Genomic DNA, 24,854 nt, shown 5'->3' on the forward strand with positions numbered 1-24,854 from the left:
AAAAATATCTGATGACATTGACAATGCCGGAAGGCAGCTTTGCAGAGCCCATTTCTCCGGACATTCCCCTGAGCATATCCTGGGAAAGATTTTTGGTCCATGCAGGGAAGGCCGACCCATGTCCCGTGATTCCGAAGCTCTATGAGCAGGACAGGAACTCTTACGACACGGCTCCGGACCCGGAATCGCTGCTCTGCGTTTCCCCGGTTCTGTACCTGCCTTTGACAGCAAGGCAGACCACCAGCCCCGCCGCAGTCACGGCCAGCCAGCTGCCCACGGTTACACCCCAGCCCAGCGACTCCACCATCACGCCGATGGTGAACGTGGATACCGCAGTGCCGATATAGGCACAGGCATTCAGAAAGCCGGACACACTTGACACCTTCCCCTCCTTTTCATAGCGCAGGGGAAGGAGATTTACGAACAAAGTATTGACACCCATCATGGAGGCGGTAATCACCGCCAGCAATGCCACCGTCAGCGCCATGGAGAAGGAACCTGCCAGCCACAGAATCGACAGAGCCGCCACCGATACGCTGAAAAACACCACGGAAGCCCTGACTTCGTTCCCGGCGCACTTTCGATAGAGCGCTCTGGCCAGGTAGGCTCCCGAAAGGTTGACAATGGGCAGCACGGTGGTCACCAGCACCGACAGAGAGGCTGAAGTGTGAAAAGTCTCCAGGATATAGGTAGGCACCCAGGAAGTGACACCGTCCTTTAAGATTCCGTGCACCACCACCGGCAGAATAATCAGCCAGAGTCCCCCCAGCAGCAATGAGCCAAAGCTTCTGCCGTTCTTTCCCACACTCCTTTCTGCCGGCACATTCTCTGTGGAGTTCTCCTCGACTACCCCGTTTTCTCCGGCAAGGCGCTCCACTCTGGCATATCCCAGGATCCACAGAATCGCCACCAGCAACAGACAGATTCCCGCACCCCAGAATACTGTCCGCCAGCCCGACACCGACAGCACCGCCGCCGACAGCACATAGGCGGCCAGGGTGCCCGCCGCCTGGGTGGAGACAATATCCACACAATAGCGCAGCCGCACGGCTTCCTCCAGCCGTTTCGCAAAAATGCGGATAATCGGCGGCCATACCATAGACTGGGCATATCCGTTGACCCCCCACACAATCACCATCACTCCGAAAGCCCCTGCGGTTCCCATCAGAAGATTACAGAGCATGGACAGTGCCAGGCCGCTGAAAATCATTCTGCCGGGCTGCAGCTTATCCCCCAGGAAGCCATTCAGCAGCTGTCCGGCACCATAGATGAAAAAATACACCATGCTGATGGTACCGGCCTGGGTTTTGGTCAGAACCTGCTCTTCAATCATGGCAGCCATTGCAGAGGAGAAATTCAGCCTCCCGATATAGCAGGTAAAATAAGCCATCCAGCAGATACAGAACAGGAAAAACGCCTGCTTTTTATCCGTTATCTTTTTCTCTGTCATTTCTTTCACTCGCATTTTTTCTATATTCCTTTCGATACATCAGGGGTGTCATCCCCATGATTTTTTTAAACACTCTGAAAAAGTACTGACTGTCTTCATATCCGACTTTCTGCGAAATGTCCACCACACTCTCCTCCGTGTTCTCCAGGTACCATACCGCCTTCTGCACACGCAGATTCGTCAGATAGGCAATGGCAGACTGATTTGTCTCCCTTTTGAACATGGTGGAAAAATAATTGGGACTCATACCATAGCGGCCGGCCAGCTCGGTTATGGCAATATTCCGTTCAAAATTCTGCTGCATATACTGAATGGCCAGTTTGATTTTGTCCTCCGTATGTGCCTCCTGGAATTCCTGTCCGATATACCCGAGAAGCAGGGCATATAACCGTTCTGCCAGCTCCTGCGGTTCCGTCGTTTCATCCGCCAGAGCAAATCCTGACATCAGTTCCTCCAGTCTCTCCTCCCTGCCCTCCCTGGTGGGAAAAGCCAGAAGTGTCATATTGAGAATCCTCCCCAGAATCATATGGATGAACTGCGCACTGTATCGTGACTGATGCTGCTCCGCAAAAATACGTCCCACAGATCTGCGCATCCCCTCCAGATCTCCTCTCTCCATAAGCGCTCCCAGAAGATTCAGCTCCGCCGTGGGAAAATTCTTTACCTCCAGCATCTTCCGATCCGCATGAAAGCAAAGGTTCAGTCTGTCCTGGGCGCTGCGCCATTTCAGCGCCTCCTCGGCCTCTCTTCTGGCATTGACATCCAGATTCTTCCTGCAGCTGCTGACTCCCATGGACAGAAACACATCCAGCTTTTTTTCGAACAGCGTATAGATTCTGGCAAAGATACGCTCTGCATCCTCCCGAAGGCTCATGGCGTCCTCCCCAATGAAAATCAGGTACATCTGCTCCATATTAGTCAGATTGTCTACAATCAGCTTTACTCCGCAGGATACCAGTTCTGAAAATACATTTCTCACCGAAAATCGAAGCAGCTCCGCATCTTCCCGTTCAAAGCTGCCCTGACAATAGCTGTCGGCTTCAATATTCAGGATTCCCAGCATCAGTATCTGTTCTCCTGCACAGAGCAGCTCCGGATAACGCTCCTGCAGCTGCGGATAGCGGTTTCGATTGTCCCATGCATTTTTCTCGTTCAGCAGGACATTGATCTCCCGCTCCAGCCAGAAATCCTGCTGTGTCCTGGCCAGACGTTTTCTGGAAGAATCCATGGCTCTGCGCCTGGCGACCTCCTCCAGCTGTCCCATTGCCTTATTTATGGCTCTGGACAGTTCCTCATTTGCCAGAGGCTTCAGCAGATAATCCGACACCCCCAGAGAAATAGCTCTCTCCGCATAAGAAAATTCCGCATACCCGCTCAACAGGATAAACTGTGTATTTACCCCCCCATGCTTCTTCGCGCGCTCGATAAACGTCAGGCCGTCCAGATCGGGCATCTGAATGTCTACAATGCAGATATCCACCGGTGACTCCTCCAGTATCTTCAGTGCTTCTGTACCGCCTCCCGCCTCCTGCACCTGTTCAAAAGAAAACCCCAGAAATTCCAGCCGGGCCAGCAGTCCCTGCCGAATCAACGCCTCATCATCCACAACCATCAATCTGTACATTCTTCATCCCCTTTTCTTCGCAGCGGAAATGTTATCAGGAAACCGGAACCTCTGTACGGCCGGGATTCTATGCTGACTCCGTACCGGTCTCCGCAGGCCAGCCGGACACGACGATGCACATTTCTGACACCGATACTGCCCTTCTCTTCCCGACTGTTCTCCGGACGGCTGATATATTCTTCCAGCTCGCTTTTCCTTGTACTGTCCATCCCGATTCCATCATCTTCCACTTTCACATACAGTATCTCTCCCTGTCTCCCCACGCTGATCTTCAAAGTACCGTTTCCCGTCATGGGTGCAATTCCGTGAAGAATGGCATTTTCTACCACCGGCTGCAAAATAAAACGCAGAATCATACATTGCCTTACTTCCGGCTCAATATGATAGAACACTTCAAATTTATCCCCGTAACGCACCTTCTGAATGAAGACATAATTTTCCACATGATGCAGTTCCTGTTCCACAGTGACAAATTCTCCATAGTCCTTACCCAGACTGTAACGGAAAATCTCCCCCAGTCTGCCGCACAGATCACAGACCGTAAAAGCCTGCCGCACAGCCGCAATAGAACTGATGGTTTCCAGTGTGTTGTACAGAAAATGCGGGTTGATCTGCAGCTGCAGATTCTGCAGCTCCGTCTCCTTCTTTTCCAGCTCCTGAACATAATTTTCCCTGATCAGAGCATTGATGGTCTCCAGCATATGGGTAAACTGATCGTCCAGTACCTTCAGCTCATCATTTCCGGATATGGGCTCTGTGGCGGAAAAGTCTCCTGTCTCCACCCTTTTGAATTTATTTACCAGAATCGTAACCCTCCTGGAAAACATTCCGGCAAACAGATAGCATCCTATACTGTCAATACCCATCACCAGCAGAATCAGAGGTATAATCGTACTGTTTACCTCCCGATGTTTTTGTTCCATTCCATCCGTCCCGAAAAAAAGCAGAAATTTCAGCCCACAGGTCTCCAGGTTCCTGACACATACCATCTGCCCGTTGATAATTCTCACAGATTCCTCATCCCGGCCACTTTTCTCGATTTCCTCCAGACAGGCCAGCGCCTCTGTTTCTTCCACTCCTTCAGTCCGATATCTGCACTGCAGCTCCTCGTCAAAAACTGCTGTCCGAAAGCTGCTGCCATCCTCTGTTGCCGGCGCAAACAATCGTTCCATGTAAATCTCCAGTTTTGCGAATCCAATCTGTTCCTGTTTCAGGGAAACCAGATCCATCTGATAGATGGGATACACCAGTACCCCCAGATTGTTACCGGTACCTGCGGAATTTTCATAGAAAAACCATTCTCCCATTTTGCCCTGCCACACCGGGTACCATTTCTCCCTGACCGCCGTGTCTTTCATGGTAACCCTTCTGCCGTATACCGGCGCATTCTTCAATTCCGAATAAATCATACAGTTGCGGATCGTACTCTGTTCATCCAAAATCAGAGATTTGGACACCTCCTCGCTGATCATGCCGCCCCTGGTATACGAGTTCAGTGCCGTACTTCCAAGCTGCTCAACAATCACGGTATTCTGGGTAATAAACTTCAGGCTGGTCTCATACCGCGCCAGCTTCTCCTGAATCCCTCCCAGGTACTGAGAGGCGAGAATCTCATAAGAATGCGTCAGTTCCTGTCCTGCCAGTTCATTGACACGATTGTACATATACAGCCCCAAAACGGCAATCGGCAGAATGCCCGCCAGAATGAAAAACAATGCCAGCTGATGAAAAACTGTGCTGTAGCGCTTCCTCCGCATGCTTTCTGCCCCCTTTACCTACTGATTCAGTTTCCAGTATAGATATAATTTCCAGTGTCGTAAATAAAGAAAATTTAAAATAGAATGTGGACTTTTTGTAACTGCTTCGTTGAGACCGGAAAAATCACACAGTCCTTCAGCACTCTGTCCGAACTGTAAAAAATCAGACTCTCCCGAAAGAAAGTCTGACCAGAAAATGTATCCTGTACACATAATATATGAAAATTCCCCTGACTACAGCGAAAAATCACGGCTGCTGTCTCCCGGCTCGCGGTAGTACTTCGCCTGTGCATTCCACAGGCCCGCATAGTACCCTCCGGCGGCAATCAGTTCCCCGTGGCTGCCTCTCTCCACGATTCTGCCTGCATCAAAAACGATAATATCCTCACAGAACCGGCAGCTGCTCATTCGATGGGAAATGTAAATACTGGTTCTGCCCTCCACCATCTGGTTAAAACGGGCATAAACCTCCGCCTCCGCCTTCGGGTCCAGCGCGGCGGTAGGCTCATCCAGAATTACCACCGGCGCATCCTTGTAAAGCGCTCTGGCCAGCGCCAGCTTCTGTGCCTCACCGCCGCTGACCTCCACACCGTCCTCCAAATCTTTATAGAGCCAGGTGTCTGCTCCCTTTTCCATTTTCCTCACTGTCTCTCCGGCATCCGCCTGCTCCAGTGCTTCCCACAGCTTATCCTCCTGATATGGAAAGCCGGCCGCCACATTTTCCCATACGGGAAGAGAAAAGAGTGTGAAATCCTGAAATACCACACCGAACAGACGGCGGTATTCTTCTTCGTCATACTTCCGGATATCTACCCCGTTTAACGTAATCTGTCCCTCCGTGGGCTCATAAAGCCCACAGAGAAGCTTGATGAAGGTACTCTTCCCGGCACCGTTTCTCCCTACCACAGCCATTTTCCCTTTGATTCGAATCCTGCAGTTCACATCCCTCAGCACCGGTCCTGAGCTTCCCGGATACTGAAAGCTCACATGTTCAAAGGCAATCTCATATTCCCCGTCGGACCGCTTCTCCACCGGAATGGTCCCCTTTGCATGCAGGCTGTCCATGTCCAGGAAGGCCAGAAACTCCTGCATATAAGTGCAAATCTTCCGCAACTCCCCGTGAGCGGTAATGAAAGTAAAGCAGGCCCCGCCGAACTGATTCAGTGCCCCGGCATACCGGGTAAAGGCTCCTACAGTAATGGCTCCCGTCACCGCTTTCATAGTTACCAGAAGATAGGACGCCATGGTAAAAAAGCTGTTCACCACCTTGTTGGCATCGCTCTCTTCTCTTCCCACTCTGCACATTCTCCCGAAATAATCCCTGGATTTTCTGTAAAACACATGAGCATTTTTCAGAATCATTTCCTCCATGCCATATAATCGAATCATCTTCCCCGCTTTCGGGTCTCCGAACACATGATTCATCAGATAACTCAGCTGATTCTCCACCCCTGTGTGGGCCTGGAAGATTTCTGTCTGCTTTACGGCAAATCGTCTGAATACTTTCCACGAGCCATACGCCATTCCCCCCAGAACCACTGCAAATAAAATGACAGAGGGCACAGGACCGGCCAGGATTCCCGGAATTCCCGACAAGTCCCCGGATCCGGCCAGACACAGATACAGCACCAGCCCCGATGAAAGCAGCACATTCAGCACTGCTTTCAGGATGTCACAGTAATGGTACAGCACCATGCCCAGCCCGCCGTACATGTCCGATGTTCTCTCCGAAAAGAGAATTTTCTCCGACACTTCTGCTTTCTCCATGGTCTCGTAATCCATGGAAAAGGATTTCTCCCGCAGCCATACATAAAAAAGCAGCCATATTTTCGTCCGAAGTCCCTTGAAGCGTCTCCGTATCAGGTGAATGGACACTCCGAAGACCAGATTTGTTCCCAGCAGGGCCATCGCCAGCCATGCCGCCTGTTCGTATGCCCCGGCCAACAGAATGTCAATCAGCGCAGAAGTCAGAAACAGGCTGACATAAATCTGTGCCACAGAAAAACACAGTTCCAGCAGATGCAGGGGAATGATAATGGAATCCTCAGAATGAATCATCCTCAGAAGCCGGAACCCCGTCTTGTGAATAGAAATGAAATTACGCATATTACTCCTCTCCTTGCCGTTATATGGATTCTGATACTGCATGGCAGTTCATCTCACTGTCTGCGTCATTGCGATAATACCTGGCCTGCAGCGCAAAAAGCTCCGCGTATGCTCCATTTGCTTTCATCAGGCTCTCATGGCTTCCCTCCTGAATGATATGTCCTTCCTCCAGAAAGAGAATTCTGTCGCAGAACCGTGTGGAGCTCAGTCGATGGGAAATGAAAACCGTTGTCTTCCCCTGTATCATCTCATCATATTTCTCGTACATTTCGCTTTCCGCAATGGGGTCCAGAGCTGCTGTGGGTTCATCCAGAATGACAATGGGCGCATCTTTATACAGGGCCCTGGCCAGCATCAGCTTCTGCAGCTCCCCGCCGGACAGCGTCACGCCCTTCGGGTCCAAATCCCGGTTCATCACAGTGTTCAGTCCTTCCGGCAGCTCCCGCACCCGCTCCAAAAGTCCGGATTTTTCCAGGCTTTCCCGCAATTTCCCGCTGTCTTCCTGTCCCTCTCTCTCACAGGTGACATTCTCTCCCAGCGGAAAGGAGAAGACGGACACATCCTGAAATACCACTGCAAACTCCCGAAATAATTTCTCCCGGGACAGACTGCTCATGTCCTGACCATCCAGATAAATCTTCCCGGCAGTGGGGCGGTACAATCCGCACAAAAGCTTGACCAGGGTAGTCTTCCCGGCCCCGTTCAGCCCTACCAGCGCCAGCTTCTCTCCCGGCCGAAGCCTCAGATTCAGGTCATGGATGGTATCTTTCCCATTCCCTTCATAGCGAAAGCACACATTTTCCAGACGGATTTCATGGATGCTTCCCGGATGTGTCGGCGCCTCCCGCTCTCCCTGCTCAATACCGAAATCCATAAAATCCCGATATCCGTCCATCAGCTTCTCATTCTGGGCTATCTCCTGCACTGCCTCGAACACACCCCGCATCCAGGATTCAAATCCCGCTGCAATCCCCACATACAGCAGGAAACCGGGAAGGGTCAGATTTCCTGCGGCCATCTGCCAGAGAAGCCAGCCATACAGAATAATATTCCCTCCGAAGGATAACAGGCTCTGCACAATGCCGGCCACTGTGAATCCACTCCTCCCCCTGTCCAGGATAGCGCAGATTTTCCCGATGCACTCCCGAAATGCCCTGAGGAACCAGACATCCATCCGGTAGAGCCGGATGTCCTTTCCTTTTCCCGCGTCCACGGATACCCTCCGCAGATAGTGAAAGCGTTTCCACTCCCGCTCCACTTCGCCATCCATCTGATATACTCTCCTGCCGGCCTGCATGTGAAAGGCAGAAGTAATCAGTGTCTGTACTGTCAGAAGCAGCAGCATGAGCAGACTGGCTCTCCCCACAGTCACTCCGTACAGAACAAGCCCTCCCAGATGCAGAAACAGCTCACAGAATCCCTTTGCATAGGCTTCTATCCCTGCATCGTTTCCGGAATACAGATTCCGCTGCGCCGCCTCCCATTTTTTCTGCCCTTCCGCACTTTCCCGGCTCTGTCCGTCCATGGTCAGCGTTTTCCTGTAAAATTCCTCCGCCATATCCAGCCGAAACATAAAAAGCTTCTCCCGCCGCAGAGAGCTGAAATGACTCTGCAAAAATCGGACCATCTGCAGCAGAAGCACATAGGCCGCCACCAGCAGCAGAATCTCTTCCGGTCTCCTGCCGCTCACAAGACAGGCTGCCACCGCTCCCGCCAGCGCGGCCTCCAGAAAGGGCAGCAGCACACTGAGCCCAATGTCTGTGACACAGACAGCGACAGCCCGGTTGCCTTCCTTCTGCCTCAGATGAGATATTGTGTAGTGAAAATTTCCATGCATTTCTCCAGCCTCCTGATTTAGTCGCTGCGCCACGACTCTGTAAAACAGAGTCTCTCCGCGGCAGCTCTGTCCCTATAATAAAGCAGGAACCCCCGTCTGTGGGGATTCCCGCACGAAATGTCTTATATTTTTCATGAAAAGTCAGGTGAGCGGCATGGTCACCTCCGCCGCGAATATCCCCGGCTCGTTTGCCAGGTTCAGATAGCCGCCATACCTGTCCACCGCGGCTTTCACCCGCTTCATCCCCAGGCCGTGATTTCCCCTTTTTTCAGTGATATAATTCCTCTGATTAAAGCCAGGCTCTTCCCTGGCGGAATTCTGTACAGAGAGATAGAGCTGGCTCCCGTTCACCGTCATATAAATCCGCAGAAACCGCTGGAACTCCTGTGTCTGGACGCAGGCCTCCAGCGCATTGTCCAGCAGATTTCCCAGAATCACACACATGTCCACATCTTCCACGGCTATCTGTTCCGGCACCTTCACTTTGCAGTTTACAGAAATCTTCTGCCGTCTGGCCAACGTCAGCTTGCTGTTTAAAATGGCATCCACCATCAGATTCCCTGACCTGACCACAGTGTCTACCCGGTCCAGCTCTTTCTCCAGCTGGTCCAGATAAGTCCTGACCTCTTCAAGATTTCCCATGCTCAGCCAGGCCTTCATCACCTGCATATGATTGTGATAATCGTGGCGCCAGCCCCGCATGTCCATATAAATTTCTCTGATTTCTCCATAGCTGTGTTCCATCAGTTCCCTGCGGAATTCCTCTGTCCGGAAGGCAAATCCTTTTTGATAGAAATACAGTGTCCCCTCCACTGCAAGAAAGAGCAGCAGTTCCAGCACTACGCCTCCCCACAGGAGAACGCCTTTCAGCGGCTCCTCTGCCCTGATTTCCCCTGTACAGGCCAGCAGCCACAAAAAGGCGGATATCAAAGCAAATGCCCCGGCTGTGAGTCCCCCGTTTGCCAGCCTCAGGCTATCTCTTTTTTTCGACAGAAGCAATAAGAAGACGAACAGAATGCCGCCGGCCGCCGCAAAATACATCTCCGGCGGCAGCATGACCACTATCACCAGGCAAAGACCCGGCAGCAGAATTCTCCACCACTGTCTCTCAAACGGTTCGGCGTCAAAAAACAGATCATACAGCAAAATCACCCCGGAAATCAAAAGCCATATCAGCCAGCGGGGAAGAAAAAAGGAAAGCATTGCAAGCGCTCCCGTCAGCCCGAATCCCACCGCTTTCTTTCCGGCTCCTTTTTCCATACTGCCCGTCTGCCCCATGTAATACCAGTATAAAACCAGCCACAGAATCGTGAAAACCATCCGTTCTCTCATTCCACCCTCCCGCGGTAATACTCCAGGTAAGCCTGATTCAGCGCCACCCATCTGCCGCGGGCCACGGGAAGCACTTCTCCGGTATCCAGCGTGATCTCCTTCCTGTTTATCCTGGCCACACAGGCCAGATTCACCAGGCAGGAACGGTGAATCCGGAAAAAATTACCGCTTATTTCCTGCAGCCTCTCCTCCAGCCGCTGAATTCCTGTAATGCATCGGATGGGCTCCCTGTCTCCCCTGCCATGAATCCAGGTGTTGTGGGCAGTGCTCTCCAGATAAGCCACTTCCGTCAGCTTCACTCTGGCCATCCCCCCTGCCGTCTCAAACAAAAGCGAGGTTGGCTCCTTCTCCCACCTCATGACAGCTTTGTCCAGGCAGGCATAAAGTCGCTTTTCCTCCACCGGCTTTACCAGGTAGGACGCAGCCTCCACATCATAGCCATCCAGCGCATACTCCGCAAGCCCTGTCACAAAGGCAATCTGCATATCCTTCCCCTCTGCCCGCAGCCTGCGGGCCAGGGACATACCGTCTGCTCCCGGCATGTCGATGTCCAGAAGCAGAAGATCCGGTTCCCTTTTCTCCTCCCGCAGAAAAAGGAACTGCTCCGCATTCCTGCAGCTGTCCACACAAACCGGCCTCCTCCTCTCCTCAGCCCAGGCCTTCACGGCCGCTTCCATCCAGGAGAGCTGCGCCGGCTCATCATCGCAAATCACAATGTACAGGCTTCCCAATCCGTCTTCCCCTCCCCTTTCATCTACAGTGTCCCCATGTCTCCTGTTCTTCTGCCGATATCCCGGCACCCATAACTGTCATGTTCAGTTTACCACGCTTTTCTGCTCTCAACAACTGTTTGTTTTTCCGCTCCCTTCTGTGCCGGCACCATTCCCCGCAAAGCCCTCTCACTCCTCCCAAAACTGCATCACCTTAAGTTCACCTCCCCGGTCTGTGATGGTGATGGCGCCGGACCGGTCCGTCTGCAAAATGTCCGTTCCGGAGACTTTCAGCCTCTCCAGCAGTTCCGCATGGGGATGTCCATAGCGGTTATTCCTGCCGCAGGAAATCACGGTAAGCATAGGATTCAGTCTCTCCAGAAGCGCCGCCGGCGTGGAATTCCGGGAGCCGTGATGAGCCGCCTTCAGCACTGTAATATTTCTGATATCCTCTGCCTCCAGCGCTTCCTGAAATGCTTCCTCCCCTTCCTCCTGCACATCTCCTGTCAAAAGCAGTGTCCAGCTGCCGGAGGAAGCACTGTTAAATTCCACCAGAATACATTCCGAACCTGCGTTGACATCCTGAGAGGAAAAGCCCGCGCCGGGGTGCAGACAGACAAAATCCGCACTTTTACAGCTCCAGCTGTCCCCGGCGGCCAGATACCCCACCGGAATTCCTCTTCCTTCCTCCGCAGCAGCAGCCGCTTTCGTCAAGGTCCCCAGCTGCTCTTCCCGCAGACTCTCATCCACGGCAGGCAACAGCAGCTGATGTATTTTGATATTATTTTCTCCGCCAATGGCAAACAGTTCCAGAGCGCCGTTTACATGGTCCGCGTCAGGATGAGACAGAAAAACCGCATCAATGTCCCGAATCCCGCTGTATTTCAGACAGGGAAGCAGTACATATCTCCCCACATTGCTTCGACTGCTGCTTCCGCAGTCAAAGAGGTAATTCTCTCCGGAAGCGGTATGTACCAGGATGCAGTCCCCCTGTCCCACATCCAGGAAAATCACGCGGTTCTCAGACCATGGCTTCATGGCAAAAAGCAGCACTGCAAAGCTCAGGATTCCGGCGCCTGCCGCACCGTCCACATATCTTTTCCCGGTCTTCAGGCTGGTTCGGAATATCACGACACCTGAAAGCAGCAGATAGTAAACCACAATCTGCCATACTTTTGGACAGCCCGGATTCCAGGTATGAAAGGGCAGTCTGTCAAAACAACCGCACAGAAATTCGTACAGAGCCAGAATGCATCTGTCTGCCATGCCCAGAATGCCAAGGCCAGGCACTGCCATGGCGGCCAGGCCTGCTGTCATCAGCGGTTTCACAAGGGGAATTACAAACAGATTCAGGAAGACAGAATAGACCGGAATTTCATAATAGAACCATAGCTGCACGGGAAGGGTGGTCAATGTGATGGACAGACTGGCGAATGCGGACTGGCGCAGATTCTCCGACAGACTCCACAGGGCAGAAACCGCTTTTCCCCGGAATCCTTCGCCGTCTTCCCTCATTTCCCTCTTATTTCGCCCCGATTCCGGCGCCAGTGCCGGATATACTGCCCCGATTCCCAGAACAGACGTAAAAGAAAGCAGAAATCCGCTGTTCTGCAGATAATACGGATTACCGATAACCATCACCGCTCCCATGACGCCCAAAGCGGTCAGCATATCGTAAGTCCGCCCCGCCACCTCCGCCAGCATTTTAATCAGATACATTCCAATGGCACGACAGGCAGACACGCTGAAGCCTGTCATGCAGCCATAGAGCAAAAGCAGCACGCTGCCTGCCGCAGCAGCAGGCCAGACCGGCATTCCCCTCTTCCGAAACAGCCGATACACGCTCATGCCGATGATGGTAATATGGAGCGAGGAGATACTGAGAATGTGTAAAATACCATTTCTCTTATACAGCTCCTTCAGCTCATCGTCCAAATCCTTTTTGTCCCCCAGGAGCAGCGCGCTCATCACTGCGGCTTCTTTTTCCGGAAAAATGCGGTAAAGCCTCTCCTTAAAGTACTGCTTCAGTCTGTACAGACCTTCCCGCACCTGCCAGCACTCCCCGCCTACAGCCAGAATTTCCGCCTTTTTCAGCCTTCCCCCGATTCCCAGCGTTCTGTAATAAACAGCGGAATCAAATTCTCCCGGATTCGTGGCTTCAGAGCATGGATAAAAAACGCCGCGAACCGCCACGGTGCTCCCCAGCAGAATGGTCAGCGTCTGCTGCGTTTCCAATATGAAGTTATCCTGACAATGAATTTCCCGCCCTGAATCGGCGGATGAAAGCCCGAAGGCATTTGATTCCCATATCACTATGGATTTCAGATAGATGGATGTGTCTTCCTTTTGATACACCTGCCCTGTGACAAGCAATGTGTCCCGGGATGTCATTTTTCCGGAGCTGACCTCCCCCGGCCTCACATTGTCCGCCCATCCGACTTTCAGCCGGACGGCGGCAATGATGACCAGAAACAGAGCAGCCGCAAACAGTGGTCGTCTCATATTCTATTTTCTCCTATTATAATCGCTGCGCGATGTCACTAAAGGGCAAAGCTCAAAGTTTTCTTGCAGTCCGTTTCACAGACAGGAACAGCAGAAGACCGGCTATGGCGGCCATCAGAAGATACGCCTGTACCATGGGCGCGAAGTTATAGCTGCCCCCGGTCCACACGGTATAAAAGTCTCTGTTGATATAAGTAACCGGCAGCAATTTGGCGATTACCTGCACGGCGGATGGCATATTGTCGTAGGTTATCCCCATCATACCTCCCAGAATCATGAAGACAAAATACAGAAGCATGGTCACACAATAGGTCAGTGAGAATTTCTTAAGCAGTGTGGAAATGGCATGAGCCAGGCAGAACAAAATCACACTGAAGGTCAGAATGCATATCACATACAGCATCGCTCCTGTGATTTCCGGCGCTTTTATTTCAGTAAAGAGATATCCTGCCGCAAAATACACGCAGAATGCAATCACCATAAAAACAGTTTCTGACAGAATCCGATTGCACAGAGAGACGCCGGTCCTGATTCCGAACAGTTCCATTCTCTGTGGAATGCCCTTTTCCATCTCCTGGGCATTGGAAATCCCATACCCCATGAAAATGGTTGCCATGGGAATCAATGCACCTATCCCCAGAAACACACTGGTTACCGCCACGCGGAAAGCCTCCGCATCGGTAAACTCTCCTGCCACGGCACGGGTGATGACAATCATCATGAGCACAGGCATTCCCACTCCGAATATATGCACATACGGATTTCCGATTGTCTTGCGAAATTCAAATAGCAGCATCTGCAGGGAAATCAGCCCTTTTCTTCTATCCTCTCTCAGCATGGTCTCATCCCCTCCTGTTTTGCATTGGTGTAAAGAATTTCGATATCGTCGCTGCTCCGCTTATAATTCACATTGTGTTTCAGAAGCACCTCCGTAATTTCCCGTTCCTTTTCCTGACTTGTGCAGGAAAGCGCAATCAGATGCGCCGGCGATGCCAGCCTGTCATAGCCTGCCAGAATGGCCTCATTTTTATCACTGTGTTCCACCACAATCACTGCTCTGCCGCAATATTTATGAAAAAGTACCTCTTTCCTGCCGTAATCAATCACCTTTCCCCTGTCCAGAATCAGCAGTTTATCCGCCAGCTGGTCCAGTTCCTCATAATAATGGGATACCATCAGAAAGCTGGTCTCTTTCCCTTTGTACCATTCCACCAGCTTTTCCACCAGCTTCTGTCTTGTCTCAAAGTCAAGCCCGGAAGTCACCTCGTCATAAAAGGTCAGAGCAGCCTCCTGCATCATCACCATGATAATGGTAAAGCGCTGCTTCTGTCCTCCCGAAAGCTTCGAGTACTTCTTTCTCAGGCAGTCCTCAAATTCGAAGAAAGCAATCAGCTCCTGCAGCTTTTCATTCCGGGCAATCTTTGTCCCCAGAATTGCCTCCATAATATACTTTACCGGCATGGCATCTGTATATTCGTTAAACTGCATGTGCACTGCCATCTGCTCCGGTTTCAGCCGGGTCTCAATCACCCCCTGACCTGATACGATTCCCAACAGGCTTTTAATCAATGTGCTCTTCCCTGCGCCGTTAGACCCGATGACTCCCACACGGTCCCCCTCCTCAATGACAATAGGAGCTTCTATGGCCAGTGCCGTTTCCGCTCCGTAACGCACAGTCAGATTCTGAATGGTCAACAACATAAAATTACCTCCTGCCTCAGGAATAAGGCCGTTCTTTCTCTCAGGAATAAGGTCATTCTATCATAGCTGTGTGAATTTCGGATGAAGACGACATGGAACTTTTCTCCATCTGTCCGCAGACTCCGGTCCTGTCAAAGGTTACTTCTGCGACAACGCTGTTCTCCCCATTATAAATGGACAGATTTATATTCAGTTTCTTCGCATAATAAGATGCAATATACAGCCCCAGGCCATGGCTTCCCGTTCCCTGGCTCCTCCCATGGTCTCCGCTGACAAAGGGCTCAAAAATGCGGGGAAGCAAAGCTTCCGGAATGGTCACGCCGAAATTTTCAATCCTGACACTTCCTCCCTGCGCTTCCTCACCGACGCTTATGGTTATCCTCCCGCCACAGGGCGTGTACTTTACAGCATTGGACAGCAGATTGTCAAAAATCTGGGCAGCCATCACTTCGTCCGTATCTATGCACAGACGTTCTTTTTCCTGGAATTCCACTGCAATACACCGGTCTGTCAGCGCAACCTGGCAGGACTGCAGGCACTCCGTCAGCACCTGTCCCGCATCCGTCTCCTGAAGTCTCATGTGTTCCGCACAGCGGTTCAGATACAGAATCTCCTCCACCATTTTCCGCATGGAGAGCAGCTGTTCCTTCACTTTTGGCAGATAAGTCCCCACATCCCGGTATTTTCCCACTTTATTTGTCATGCCGTCCACCAGCAAAAGTGCCGCGGCTATGGGCGTTTTCAACTGATGGGAGGAAGCCCTGAGAAAGACTTCCTGACGCTTGTTTTCTTCCTCCAGCTCCCCGTTCTTTTCCTCCAGTGCCAGATAGCTTTCTCTAATCTGAAAATAGAAGTCATCCAGGGTGTCCGCAAGTGCCTGCACCTCATCCCTTTTCTCTGTCCGCCTCCCGGAAAACCTGCGCACAGGAACCGCTTCCCCGGCTTTCATCTGACCGGCATGTTCCGCCAGCGCAGCAATGGGCCCCACAATCCCCCTGGAATACATCTGAGAAGACAGCAGAACCAGCAGAAGAATCACCGCTCCCAGCATCGGCAGGCTCTGCAGGACCACCGGCCGGATTTCAGCCGCCTCGGGAGCTACTACAGGCAAAACAGACAGAATCAGGCGGCTGTCCGTCTGTTCCATGACAATATAATTGGCGTATCGATTGGCAGAATCTTCCACACTTGACTCAATGATAAGCAGATGATCAGAATAAGAATGTACTTTTATCGACTCATTTCGGAACTCTTTTCCCATGTCCCTTTTGTACAGCAGATGAATCTCCACGGGAAACCCGGGATTCTCCCCCACAGTCTCCTGCAGAATCTCTCCCAGCTCATCCAGGTCAGTCCTCAGCTCATAGTCCGCGTCCTCCTCCGGATTCGGCTTTTCTGTCAGCTTCTCCCGGCACCTGTCCAGAATCCCGGACAGTCGCAGATCTCTGATTATCAGCTCCGCCGAAAAAGATTTCCCGGTCACCAGAATCCGATTCCCTTCCAGGGGAATTTCCACGGAAAAACAGGCGGTGGAATTCCTCACTTTCACGCCGTCATAGCTGCCCTTATCCCGATAGGCTATGTGCTGCTCCCTGACAGATTTCAGATTCTGCTCCATCACATAATCCACATAGAGAGAAGGCAGCATATAAATGAAATATCCTACCAGCAACAGGAGCATCATGCCTGCAAGCGCCATGCTGTACAACAGATTTTTTCGTCCCAGTTTCATAGTATAGCCCCGCTGTATTCCTCCCGGTTCCCGGCCTGCCGCTGTTTAAAGTCCCCCTGCTTCCCGGTCAAATTGATATCCCACGCCGATTATGGTTTTGATACAGGAGGCGGGCAGTTTCTTACGCAGATTCTTCACATGGGCATCAATGATCCGGTCGTTGCCGATATAATCTTCATTAAAAATGCTCAGAATCAGCTGTTCCCTGGTAAACACTCTGTTCGGCTCCTGCCAGAGTCTGTGCAGCAGCAGGTATTCCGTCAGTGTAAGCGGCAGCTTCTCACCACCATAAAAGGCACAGTAAGCCTCCTCCTGCAAGATCAGCCCTTTTTCCTGTCCCCTTTCGTCCGCAGCATTCTGTGTGGTACGCCGCAGAATCGTCTCCATGCGCTTCAGCAGAATAATGGGGGAAACCGGCTTGATCACATAGTCGTCCGCATACAGATTAAACGCTTTCACCTGAGTCTGCTCATCCTCCAGCGCAGTCAGCATGATTACCGCTGTCCTTTTCCCGCTTTCGTGAATGGACTTCAGCACCTCAAAACCATTCACTCCGGGCACGCAGATGTCCAGCACCGCCAGGTCAAACGTCTGCTCTTTCAGAAATTCCAGCGCCCTGTCTCCTCTTTCTGCTGTTATTACCTGATAGCCGGTTACCAGCATATATTCCGTCAGTACTTCCCGGATTGTGGGATCATCCTCCAAAAATAATACCCTGTATGGCATTTCCTTCACCTGTTTTGCCTCCGCAAGCCGCATTTACTGCTCCCTGGTCGTTACAATATCCAGGTTCCGTTCAAAAGTAGATGTTGAAAACTGTGACGGCACTTCCCCGTTCACAAGAATCTGTACCTTATTGATATTGCTCAGCTCCACCAGCGAATTGGTAATGGCATATACGGACACATCCGTTGACACATTATTTACCACCGTCAGAAAATTCTCATCCAGATTTACATAACAGATGCCATCCTTCGTCGTGACATTAATCACTTTCGTATTCGGATTGACACAGGGGTAAAGTCCATCCACCTGCCCGCTGGGCCCCGCAATCAGCTCTTCCACCACAAAGCGTTCCAGCAATGTATTGGTGGAATAATGCTTTTCCCGGTATGCCGCTATCAGATTAGTCCCGTTTTCGTCAGCAAAATACAGCTTGACTCTGGCCATCTCATAGGTGTTAATCTCATTTCCGTCATTGTCGATAAACTGTTCCGCGTTCATCCAGCCCACCGCATTGCCTTTATTGTCACTGAGCTGCTCTCCTTCCACCGTAAGCATAATCAGGCGGACCTCCGGCAGCTGTGTCAGTGTCCGCACAATGGCGGCCCGGACCAGCACTTCCGTGTACACCGGCAGCTCCTTATAGGCAGCATCCACATTAATCAGCAGATTGCCTTCCTTCAGCTCCATATCCAGCACCTGAAATCCCATGGCAAAAGGTACCTTATATTCCAGCTTCTCCGGATTGGTGGAAAGACAGTTCATCAGTTCCATCAGCTGTTCCTCCGGTTCCGCCGCAGTCATCTCGTAATCATGCACTTCCACTCTGGTCTCGGAATTGCTCACACAGTAGACCTGATATATATTTCCTCTTTTTTCATCGTTCTCGCCGCAGGCACTCATCAAAATAAGACCCGCAAACAGCATCATAACAACGCATATTTTCCTGACCATTCTGACTCCTATCCACCCTGCACGGGCGCCTTTCCATCCCAGGGCTGTCCCGCCGGCGCAGCCGCCCTGTTGCCTGTCTGAACTGTTACCCGATGACGGCACCTCCGGTCAGAGGAATTTTCACCGTAAAGCTGGACCCTTCTCCTTCCACACTGGTCACTGTAATGGCCCCCCCGGTGCATTAAAACCGCACTCTTCGTAATGGCCAGTCCCAGCCCGGTTCCGCCGATTTCTCTGGAATGTGACTTCTCCACCCGGTAAAAACGTTCGTAAATCTGGGTCAGAGAATCTTCCGGGATTCCCAGACCGGAATCACTGACCTTAAAGGTAAAGAACTGATGATCCGCATCCAGCTCCACCTTTACCCAGCCATGCTCTTTGTTATACTTAATGGCATTCTCCACCAGATTCGTCATGATCAGCGTCATCTTCACTTCGTCCACTTCCGCAACCACGGGACGTATGCTCTCAAACACTACTTCCACATCCTTTTTCCGGGCCAGCGGCCGCAGACGTTTCAGAATCAGCTCCACCAGGTCGTTCACATTCAGAGAGGTAATATTCAGCTCCTGAGCCTTCTTGTCCATTTTGACCAGGGCAAGCAGGTCTGTGATAATCTGATTCTCCCTGTCTATCTCCGACACGATATCCGTGAGGAATTCCTGATACAGCTCCGCAGGCACCTCTCTCTGCCCCACCAGAGAATCCGCCAGTACCTTTATGGCCGCCATGGGTGTCTTCAGCTCATGGGACACATTTTCCACGAATTCCTGCCGGGAATCATCCAGTGCTCTCATTCTTTTCAGCAGCTGATTGAACGCATCCACAATATGTACCGTCTCCGCATAATCCGGCACGGAAATATTCTCATCGCTGTAGCCCGCCTTCACCTCATTGATAGCCTCCGTCACCCGGTTAAACGGGCGGGTCAGCATAACAGATAAAACCATTGCCATGGCGACAATTGCCACAATCATCAGATTCTGCAGTATGACTGACTTCCGGTTCAGCACCTCCAGCATGGTCATAATCGCATCCGTGGAAATGCTGGTCAGCATAACGCCCACAATCTGGCTGTCGTCCACGGTATTGTCAATAATCGGCGTGGTCATCTCTATATATCCGTGTTCCCTGTCATAATTGGACAGCGTTTCTCCCCGGAAGCATTTGATCACTTCTTCGGAAATGATTGTTTTCCCCGTGCTGATGCCATAAGTGTCCTTCACCACTTTCAGGCTGGAATCTATAATCATGACACGTCCCTCATACAGATTGGAAATCATCTCCAGTTCCGCGTCTATTACCTCTCTGGACACACTGCTGCTGTATCCTTCGGGCTTTGTATTAAAGTAATTATTGCTGATCAGATGATTTCCCACAATCATCAGCTGATTTTGGACCGTATAGATTCTCTGCTGGACGGACCGTTCCTCATAATTGTTCATAATTCCATACCGAACAATTACGCTGGGAATAAATCCGGCCGCCAGCACAATGATAAAGATACGCGCCTGCAGGCTGCGCAGAGAAATGAGATTCTTCAGCTCTCCGTATATTTTTGCAATCATTTTTCACCCTGACCGAAACTGTTATATTTTCTATACATTCCGGAAAAAATATCCCACACCCCATTTTGTATGTACATACTTAGGCTCGCTTGGGTTCTGTTCCACCTTTTCCCGCAGCCTTCTGATATGTACATCCACGGTTCGGACATCCCCCGGATAATCCGCTCCCCATACCAGGTGCAGAAGATTTTCACGGCTGTATACCTTTTCGGGATTCAGCATCAGAAGCTCCAGCAGCTCGAATTCTTTCGCCGTAAGCCCGATTTCCCTTCCCGCAATGAACGCTCTCCTTCCCTCGCAGTCCAGACGCACGTCCCCTCTTTCCACCGTTTTGGCCGCAGGAGCCTCTCCGATAATCCGCTTCGGCTCCGTCCGACGCATGATTGCCTTAATCCGCGCCTTTACCTCCAGAATGTTGAAAGGTTTGGTAATATAATCATCCGCGCCGTATTCCAACCCCAGGATCTTGTCCATGTCCTCCCCTTTTGCCGTGAGCATAATGATAGGCACATTGGAAAATTCCCTGATCTGCTGGCACACTTCAAACCCTGTCAGCTTAGGCAGCATTACGTCCAGCAGAATAATATCATACTCATTGTTGCCGGCATATTCCAGGGCTTCTTCCCCGTCATAGGCACAATCCACTTCCATATCATCCTGTTCCAGACTGAACCGAATCCCCTTTACTATCAGTTTCTCGTCGTCTACTACCAAAGCTCTCCTTCTGGCCATACCAATCTCCTGTTCGTTATATTATTGCCTGAAAAGGCACCGGCACACCTGTCCCCATCCGGAATATTCCGGCGGCTGCCGCAGCATATCCAATTTCCCGCCGGAGTCCGGCATCTGTCACTTTACGGTAATTCTGTCCTTAATCTTCTGGTACATGGCTTCCTTGATACCGGTCACTTTCATAATATCCTCGCAGCTCTCAAAACCGCCGTTGGCCTCCCGGTAGGCAATGATATCCGCCGCACGGCTCTCTCCCACCCCGGGTAAGGTGCACAGTCCCGCCGCGTCCGCCGTGTTGATATTCACCAATCCCGCCGCGGCATCTTCTTCCCGGGCCTTCTGCACTTCGGCTTCTCCCTCCGTGGGGAAATACAGCATCTGACCATCCTTCACCCATTCGGCCAGATTTACGGCCTCCCGTCCGGCCTCCGGCGCAAACCCGCCTGCTGCCGCCAGCGCATCCTCCGCACGGCTTCCCTCCGGAATCTCCACCACGCCGGGATTCGTCACGGCGCCGCACACATATACACGGATAGTGGTCTCCCGGAGCTCTGCTGCCTGTCCTTCCCCGTGGCCGGACTTCGGCACCTCATTTTCTTCCCCGACGCGCTCCCTCTCCTCGCCTTCAGCGGTTCGATTTCCCGCATTCTGACTTTCCAGATTTCCAATCAGAAGGGCTCCGTCCTTTTCTCCACAGCCACAAAGCAGCATACATGCCGTCACTAAACATGCTGCTGCCTGAATATATCGTTTTTTCACCATAGTCCCTCTCACTTTCCCCATAAGTACTTTTATGTCTCATGGCATGAAAGGGATTGCCTCTCTATGCTGACTTTTTTATTGTAATAGAAACCTGTGGATTTTACAAGTGGGTTTCGGAAATCTTCATGAAAAAACTATTTCCATTTAAAGATGATGATTCCGGCCACCGCCACTGCCATACCCACAGCCTTACGCCACTCCCAGGGCTGCTTCTCCACGCCGAACCATCCGAAAAGCTCAATGATATACGCCACCGCCAGCTGTGCCACCACAATCAGCATAACCGCTTTCGCCGGTCCCAGCATGTCCATGCTTTTAATCACAGTATAAGTGATAAACGCGCCGATTGCTCCTCCCAGAAGCATATACTTTGGCTGTACCTGAAATACCTGCAGCAGATTACTTCTGTCTGTACAGAGCCAGGCACCCAGGCAGACAACAAGCGCCGTCAGCTGCACAAAAGCGCTGGCAGCCCAGATACTGGAGGCCTTTGTCACCTGGGTGTTGAAGACACCCTGAACACTCATCAGCGCTCCTGAAATCAAAGCAATAAAAAATCCAATCATAGGTTACACCTTCCTTTCAGGCTTTTCTAAAAGTGTATCCCATGATTGGAAAAATATGCACGATTATTCTTTACTCCGCCGCATTCACCTGCGTGGCTATTTTGTCAGCCAGCTCCTGCACCAACGCTGTCACATCCGCTCCGTTCCAGACTTTCGAGAACAATCCTTCCAGCTGAAGCCAGAAATTCCCCGTCTCCATCATCTTCGGCAGCGAAATGCTGTCAGCATACTCGGCTTTAAAAATCTGCAGTGCCCCGTTCTCCCCATTTGAGTCGAGCTTTGCCGGCACCTTACCGGCCTTCTCGTAAAGGGAATCCGCGCATGTGGTTACCAGATACGCCGCAAAGCGGTTGGCCAGCTCCTGATGTTCCGAGTAGCCGTTGATCGCCACCGCATTTGTCACGGACATGGTGCGGCTGTCCAGCTCTCCGCTCACCCGCGGCAATCTCGCTATCCCGTACTCAAAACCCAGAGTTCCGTCCTCCTTTGCCTTCGCCAGCTTCTCCGCCACATCCGTGGTCGCAATGGTAAAGACAATGCCGCCCTGGCAGAAATCCTCTATCACAGATTCGTAAGTCACGGTATCTGATTCGATATAGAAGAACTGATTCAGCGCCTTATAAACTTCCAGGCATTGTATTGTCTCCGGATTATTGATATTGATCCTTTCGGGGGCATCTCCGGCATCGCCTCCCACAATCATATAATTTCCCACAATCCAGTAATTATAAAAAATGTCGGACACATCCCATTTCAGCACACTTACGCCCTGGGGCACATCGAAGGTATTCGCTATATTCAGAATGTCATCCACCGTGGCCGGAACCGCATTTGCAAAATAATACTCCGTCCGTTCCTTAAGCACGCCTTCGTCCACGACAATTCCGTCCGTCTCCTCCGGATTATCCCCGATTTCTCCGCCTTCCAGAAGCTCCTTCATGGCAATCTGCTCCGCCCATTCCGCCAGAAAGGTCTCATTATACACAAGCGCGCTGGTCTCGAAAAACAGAGGATACGCCACCTTTTTCCCCTGATAGGAGACAGCGGAAAGCGCTGACGACGGAAAAACCGCCTCGCTGCAGATTCCCCCCCTGTCCTCAATCCGCGCCGCCAGCCCTGACAGATACGCTTTTTCCAGGGAATCATGGCTGATGATATAGGCGTCCGGTGTCTGCTCTGTGTGAATCGAGGCATCATTTATCGCTTCCAGATATTCGCTCTCGGAAGCCAGAACCGGAATCACCCGCACATTTTCCTCTTCCCCGAAGGTAACGGCGGCACTGTTGATAAAGTTTGTCATGCCTTCATCGTTATACCAGAAGTAAATTGTCTCCCTGCGCTCAAACGCAGACAACAGTCCCCCCGACTCGTCCATGCTGCCCGCCTCCAGGGTGCTTCCATATAATACCACTGCCGCCAGGCCCGTCACTGCCGCCGCTGCAATCAATCTCTTTTTAAACTGCATTCTGTCCTCCGCTTCATCATCCTGCAATCATTCCGTTCTCTGTCAGCGGCTCTCTATGCCGCCGCCCGTTTCTCCGCCTGACATCCGCTTATGCTTCGATACAGCTGTCCAGAATATCAATCATTTCGTCAATATTTGCCTTTGAAATGATCAGAGGCGGCACAAAACGAATGATGTCCGGCCCTGCATTAATCAGAATCAGACCTTCTTCCAGCGCCCTGTTGATAATGTCTCCCACCGGCCGGTCAAATACCAGTCCCTGCATCAGGCCCAGACCGCGCCTTTCCACAATGCACTCATATTTATCCTTTAATTCATCCAGACATTTCTCCAGATAGGGCGCAGTCTCTCTCACCTTTTCTATTATATGGTTCTCTTCGAATAAATCAAGGACTTTTTCCACCGCGGCACAGGCCAGGGGATTGCCTCCGTAAGTGGTTCCATGATCACCTGCCGCCAGGGAATGTTCCGCCACCTTTTCCGTCATCAGAAATGCCCCTACAGGCACACCGCATCCCAGAGCCTTTGCCGTGGTCATAATGTCCGGCTTCACCCCGTAACGCTGCCAGGCATACATATAACCTGTCCTGCCCATGCCGCACTGAATTTCGTCAAAAATCAGCAGAATATCCTTCTCCTGACAGATTTTTTTCACTTCCCTTAAAAATTCTTCCTCCGCAGGAAAAAGTCCGCCTTCTCCCTGCACCGGCTCCAGAATCACAGCACAGGTTTTATCTGTTATCTGCGCCTTCACACTCTCGATATCGTTCAAATCTGCAAAACGGATATTGCCGATCATAGGTTCAAAAGGTTCCCGGTACTTTGCATTCCCTGTCACAGACAGCGCTCCCATGGTTCTGCCGTGGAAAGAATGGTTCATGGCAATGATCTCATGATCCGTTCTGCCATCCTTCAGATACGCATACTTGCGTGCCGCTTTGATGGCCCCTTCCACTGCTTCCGCACCGGAATTGGTAAAAAATACCCGGTCCATTTCCGATACCGCTTTCAGCTTCTTCGCGGCCCCCACAGCCGGCACATTGTAATAATAATTGGAAGTGTGTATCAGCTTGTCAATCTGCGCCTTCAGCGCATCATTGTATTCTCTGTTATGATACCCCAGCGCAAAAACAGCTATTCCTGCCACAAAGTCCAGATACTTTATTCCTTCCATATCGTACAGATAGACACCCTCGCCTCTGTCGAGCACAATCTGGTACCGGTTGTATGTGTGGAGAAGTGCGCTTTCCGCCTCCTCTATATATTCCTGCATGTTCATGATTTTAAGTCTCCTATTTCAGTCGCTGCGCGACGGCTCTAAAGTGTGAAGTTC

The 24,854-nt window shown here is 51.4% G+C and carries 19 protein-coding genes; all 19 read right to left on the reverse strand.

The features are described from left to right. Positions 1 to 160: 160 nt before the first annotated feature. Positions 161 to 1,465 carry an MFS transporter gene (locus NSB25_RS10110; protein WP_242982390.1) on the reverse strand — a complete coding sequence of 435 codons (1,305 nt, stop codon included), beginning with the start codon at positions 1,463 to 1,465 and terminating at the stop codon, positions 161 to 163. After that, the gene (locus tag NSB25_RS10115; RefSeq protein WP_103239459.1) at positions 1,425 to 3,074 is read right to left on the reverse strand and encodes a response regulator; all 1,650 of its coding nucleotides are present in this window, start codon (positions 3,072 to 3,074) and stop codon (positions 1,425 to 1,427) included. The genes NSB25_RS10110 and NSB25_RS10115 overlap by 41 nt, the downstream gene beginning before the upstream one ends. Then, the gene (locus tag NSB25_RS10120) at positions 3,062 to 4,831 is read right to left on the reverse strand and encodes a sensor histidine kinase (protein ID WP_257479249.1); all 1,770 of its coding nucleotides are present in this window, start codon (positions 4,829 to 4,831) and stop codon (positions 3,062 to 3,064) included. Before NSB25_RS10120 ends, NSB25_RS10115 begins: the two co-directional genes overlap by 13 nt. Before the next feature lie 234 nt (positions 4,832 to 5,065). Next, entirely contained in the window at positions 5,066 to 6,937 is a 1,872-nt protein-coding gene (locus NSB25_RS10125; RefSeq protein ID WP_172455059.1) for an ABC transporter ATP-binding protein, read from the reverse strand. A 19-nt stretch (positions 6,938 to 6,956) separates the two neighbouring features. Further along, the gene (locus tag NSB25_RS10130) at positions 6,957 to 8,774 is read right to left on the reverse strand and encodes an ABC transporter ATP-binding protein (RefSeq protein ID WP_103239456.1); all 1,818 of its coding nucleotides are present in this window, start codon (positions 8,772 to 8,774) and stop codon (positions 6,957 to 6,959) included. 141 nt (positions 8,775 to 8,915) lie between these two features. After that, on the reverse strand, positions 8,916 to 10,106 hold the full coding sequence (locus NSB25_RS10135; RefSeq protein WP_172455058.1) for a GHKL domain-containing protein: 1,191 nt from the start codon (positions 10,104 to 10,106) through the stop codon (positions 8,916 to 8,918). Next, on the reverse strand, positions 10,103 to 10,837 hold the full coding sequence (locus NSB25_RS10140; protein WP_146040021.1) for a LytR/AlgR family response regulator transcription factor: 735 nt from the start codon (positions 10,835 to 10,837) through the stop codon (positions 10,103 to 10,105). Before NSB25_RS10140 ends, NSB25_RS10135 begins: the two co-directional genes overlap by 4 nt. Before the next feature lie 168 nt (positions 10,838 to 11,005). Next, on the reverse strand, positions 11,006 to 13,318 hold the full coding sequence (locus NSB25_RS10145) for a DNA internalization-related competence protein ComEC/Rec2 (RefSeq protein WP_103239453.1): 2,313 nt from the start codon (positions 13,316 to 13,318) through the stop codon (positions 11,006 to 11,008). Positions 13,319 to 13,370: 52 nt separating this feature from the next. After that, positions 13,371 to 14,156, reverse strand: coding sequence for an ABC transporter permease (locus tag NSB25_RS10150; RefSeq protein ID WP_103239452.1), 786 nt, complete (start codon positions 14,154 to 14,156; stop codon positions 13,371 to 13,373). Then, positions 14,150 to 15,019 (reverse strand): ATP-binding cassette domain-containing protein, encoded by an 870-nt coding sequence (locus tag NSB25_RS10155; protein WP_172455057.1) that lies wholly within the window; start codon positions 15,017 to 15,019, stop codon positions 14,150 to 14,152. The genes NSB25_RS10150 and NSB25_RS10155 overlap by 7 nt, the downstream gene beginning before the upstream one ends. Positions 15,020 to 15,071: 52 nt before the next feature. Continuing rightward, complete coding sequence (locus NSB25_RS10160; protein WP_103239451.1) at positions 15,072 to 16,751, reverse strand: sensor histidine kinase; 1,680 nt, start codon at positions 16,749 to 16,751, stop codon at positions 15,072 to 15,074. A 45-nt stretch (positions 16,752 to 16,796) separates the two neighbouring features. Further along, entirely contained in the window at positions 16,797 to 17,510 is a 714-nt protein-coding gene (locus NSB25_RS10165) for a response regulator transcription factor (protein ID WP_242982389.1), read from the reverse strand. Next, the gene (locus NSB25_RS10170) at positions 17,511 to 18,428 is read right to left on the reverse strand and encodes a GerMN domain-containing protein (protein WP_146040020.1); all 918 of its coding nucleotides are present in this window, start codon (positions 18,426 to 18,428) and stop codon (positions 17,511 to 17,513) included. An 8-nt stretch (positions 18,429 to 18,436) separates the two neighbouring features. Next, positions 18,437 to 19,996 carry a sensor histidine kinase gene (locus NSB25_RS10175; protein ID WP_306817588.1) on the reverse strand — a complete coding sequence of 520 codons (1,560 nt, stop codon included), beginning with the start codon at positions 19,994 to 19,996 and terminating at the stop codon, positions 18,437 to 18,439. Between the two features lie 30 nt (positions 19,997 to 20,026). Further along, entirely contained in the window at positions 20,027 to 20,728 is a 702-nt protein-coding gene (locus NSB25_RS10180; protein WP_103239449.1) for a response regulator transcription factor, read from the reverse strand. A gap of 117 nt (positions 20,729 to 20,845) precedes the next feature. Further along, on the reverse strand, positions 20,846 to 21,490 hold the full coding sequence (locus NSB25_RS10185; protein ID WP_257479250.1) for a helix-hairpin-helix domain-containing protein: 645 nt from the start codon (positions 21,488 to 21,490) through the stop codon (positions 20,846 to 20,848). A gap of 134 nt (positions 21,491 to 21,624) precedes the next feature. Further along, positions 21,625 to 22,056: a DMT family transporter gene (locus NSB25_RS10190; RefSeq protein WP_103239447.1), complete on the reverse strand. Its 432-nt coding sequence runs from the start codon at positions 22,054 to 22,056 to the stop codon at positions 21,625 to 21,627. Positions 22,057 to 22,126: 70 nt separating this feature from the next. Further along, positions 22,127 to 23,521 carry a sugar ABC transporter substrate-binding protein gene (locus tag NSB25_RS10195; protein WP_146040019.1) on the reverse strand — a complete coding sequence of 465 codons (1,395 nt, stop codon included), beginning with the start codon at positions 23,519 to 23,521 and terminating at the stop codon, positions 22,127 to 22,129. 88 nt (positions 23,522 to 23,609) lie between these two features. Continuing rightward, positions 23,610 to 24,800 (reverse strand): aspartate aminotransferase family protein, encoded by a 1,191-nt coding sequence (locus NSB25_RS10200; RefSeq protein WP_103239445.1) that lies wholly within the window; start codon positions 24,798 to 24,800, stop codon positions 23,610 to 23,612. Positions 24,801 to 24,854: the final 54 nt, after the last annotated feature.

Origin of the sequence: Acetatifactor muris (assembly GCF_024623325.1) — a bacterium.
GTDB lineage: Bacteria > Bacillota > Clostridia > Lachnospirales > Lachnospiraceae > Acetatifactor > Acetatifactor muris.

Coding starts and splice junctions, on each gene's coding strand:
- NSB25_RS10110 (WP_242982390.1), bottom strand. CDS start 1,465: ATGCGAGTGAAAGAAATGACAGAGAAAAAGATAACGGATAAAAAGCAG.
- NSB25_RS10115 (WP_103239459.1), bottom strand. CDS start 3,074: ATGTACAGATTGATGGTTGTGGATGATGAGGCGTTGATTCGGCAGGGA.
- NSB25_RS10120 (WP_257479249.1), bottom strand. CDS start 4,831: ATGCGGAGGAAGCGCTACAGCACAGTTTTTCATCAGCTGGCATTGTTT.
- NSB25_RS10125 (WP_172455059.1), bottom strand. CDS start 6,937: ATGCGTAATTTCATTTCTATTCACAAGACGGGGTTCCGGCTTCTGAGG.
- NSB25_RS10130 (WP_103239456.1), bottom strand. CDS start 8,774: ATGCATGGAAATTTTCACTACACAATATCTCATCTGAGGCAGAAGGAA.
- NSB25_RS10135 (WP_172455058.1), bottom strand. CDS start 10,106: ATGAGAGAACGGATGGTTTTCACGATTCTGTGGCTGGTTTTATACTGG.
- NSB25_RS10145 (WP_103239453.1), bottom strand. CDS start 13,318: ATGAGACGACCACTGTTTGCGGCTGCTCTGTTTCTGGTCATCATTGCC.
- NSB25_RS10150 (WP_103239452.1), bottom strand. CDS start 14,156: ATGCTGAGAGAGGATAGAAGAAAAGGGCTGATTTCCCTGCAGATGCTG.
- NSB25_RS10155 (WP_172455057.1), bottom strand. CDS start 15,019: ATGTTGTTGACCATTCAGAATCTGACTGTGCGTTACGGAGCGGAAACG.
- NSB25_RS10160 (WP_103239451.1), bottom strand. CDS start 16,751: ATGAAACTGGGACGAAAAAATCTGTTGTACAGCATGGCGCTTGCAGGC.
- NSB25_RS10165 (WP_242982389.1), bottom strand. CDS start 17,510: ATGCGGCTTGCGGAGGCAAAACAGGTGAAGGAAATGCCATACAGGGTA.
- NSB25_RS10170 (WP_146040020.1), bottom strand. CDS start 18,428: ATGGTCAGGAAAATATGCGTTGTTATGATGCTGTTTGCGGGTCTTATT.
- NSB25_RS10175 (WP_306817588.1), bottom strand. CDS start 19,996: ATGATTGCAAAAATATACGGAGAGCTGAAGAATCTCATTTCTCTGCGC.
- NSB25_RS10180 (WP_103239449.1), bottom strand. CDS start 20,728: ATGGCCAGAAGGAGAGCTTTGGTAGTAGACGACGAGAAACTGATAGTA.
- NSB25_RS10185 (WP_257479250.1), bottom strand. CDS start 21,490: ATGGTGAAAAAACGATATATTCAGGCAGCAGCATGTTTAGTGACGGCA.
- NSB25_RS10190 (WP_103239447.1), bottom strand. CDS start 22,056: ATGATTGGATTTTTTATTGCTTTGATTTCAGGAGCGCTGATGAGTGTT.
- NSB25_RS10195 (WP_146040019.1), bottom strand. CDS start 23,521: ATGCAGTTTAAAAAGAGATTGATTGCAGCGGCGGCAGTGACGGGCCTG.
- NSB25_RS10200 (WP_103239445.1), bottom strand. CDS start 24,800: ATGAACATGCAGGAATATATAGAGGAGGCGGAAAGCGCACTTCTCCAC.